This is a genomic window from Streptomyces sp. UW30 (genome assembly GCF_008042075.1).
GTDB lineage: Bacteria > Actinomycetota > Actinomycetes > Streptomycetales > Streptomycetaceae > Streptomyces.
The window spans coordinates 1-898 of sequence record NZ_RDBN01000158.1; the positions used below are offsets into that span (position 1 = coordinate 1).

The 898-nt window shown below is 72.6% G+C and carries 1 protein-coding gene and 1 pseudogene; one reads left to right on the plus strand and one right to left on the minus strand.

Going from position 1 to position 898, the window contains the following annotated elements:
• Positions 1–159, minus strand: a pseudogene (locus EAO75_RS48870) (anthrone oxygenase family protein); the annotation flags it as partial.
• Between the two features lie 227 nt (positions 160–386).
• Here EAO75_RS48870 and EAO75_RS45165 point away from each other — a divergent pair.
• The coding region (locus EAO75_RS45165) for a DUF2293 domain-containing protein (RefSeq protein WP_148000927.1) at positions 387–898 on the plus strand (512 nt) is incomplete at its 3' end.

Genomic DNA, 898 nt, shown 5'->3' on the forward strand with positions numbered 1-898 from the left:
CTCCCGCACGTACGTCGGCCAGTACGCAGCCGCCTCCTGGGTGCCCGCCTCCAGCTTGAGCAGCACGTTGTTACGGGGCACGTTCGCCACCATGGTCACCCCGAACGAGCCGAACAGATAGAACGCGCTGCCCAGCAACAGCTCCACCGTCCCCTGGCCCTGGCCCGAGTGGCACGGCCGACGAGTGGCCCGACCCCGGCCCGCGGCGCGATCGGCAACTTCCCTACCTCCGGTCCTGGTGCCCCTGCCCCCGCCTCGGCCCGGAGGACCCGATCGCCGTATGCCCCGCCCCGACCCGAAGAACCGATCGGCGAGYGCCSCACCCCCGGCCGGAGAGGCCCGATCGGCAAGTTCCCCARCACCTGYCCGAGGGGAATGAAGCCGATATGGCACCCCTCGCAACTCCCCCGCACCGCACCGGTCTTCTCGTCATCCAGCCCGTCAAGCGGCGGCAGTGCGCGGAGTGTCATCTGGGGCCGTTGCGGATGCTCGTGTTGGAGGACGGTTCGCCGCGGTGTCTGGACTGTGCCGACCTCGGGCATCTGGTGTTCCTGCCGCGCGGCGACACCGCGTTGACGCGTCGGTCGCTGGAGGAGAGTGCGCTGTCGGCGGTGGTCGTGCGGTTCAACCGGCGCAAGAGTCGTTATGAGCGGCAGGGGGTTCTCGTCGAGGAGGCGGGGCTGGCCCGGGCCGAGGAGCGGTGCCTGGCGGACGCGGAGGCTCGGCGGCGGCGTCGGATGCGGGACGCGCGGCGCCGGGCTCAGGAGGATGTGCGGTTCGCGGAGGCGTTCGGGGCGGAGATACGGCGGCTGTTCCCGGGGTGTCCGGCGGACCGGGCGCGGGACATCGCCGGGCATGCGTCGGTGCGGGGCAGCGGGCGGGTGGGGCGGAGTGCGGC